The 459-nt window shown below is 69.3% G+C and carries 1 pseudogene; it reads left to right on the forward strand.

Going from position 1 to position 459, the window contains the following annotated elements:
* Positions 1 to 459: pseudogene (locus J5M67_RS28405) on the forward strand (S9 family peptidase); the annotation flags it as partial.

Consider the following 459-nt stretch of genomic DNA (forward strand, 5'->3'; position numbering starts at 1 on the left):
CCGGGCGCTGCTGCCGCGCGAGCGCCCGGTGATTCCGCAGCGCTGGCAGGACTGGGCGTACGACGTCTGGCAGGACGAACAGCATCCGAAGGGCCTGTGGCGGCGCACGCGATGGACGAGCTGGCGCAGCGGCCACGCGGACTGGCAGACGTTGATCGACCTCGATGCGCTTGGTGAAGCGCAAGGCGTGCAGTGGGTGTTCGACGATCAGCTCATCCTCGAGCCGGACGGCGATCGTGCGCTGATCGTGCTGTCCGACGGCGGCGCCGACGCGGTCGTCGTCCGCGAGTTCGACATCGCGCAATGCCGGTTCGTCGACGACGGCTTCTCGATCGAAGCGGCCGGCAAGCATTCGGTCGAATGGATCGATCGCGACACGATCTACGTCGGCTGGGACGACGGCGGCGCCACCGTCACGCGCTCCGGCTATCCGCGCGAAGTGCGGCGCTGGACGCGCGG

This window comes from Pseudomonas sp. 30_B, from assembly GCF_017491605.1.
Lineage (GTDB): Bacteria > Pseudomonadota > Gammaproteobacteria > Pseudomonadales > Pseudomonadaceae > Pseudomonas.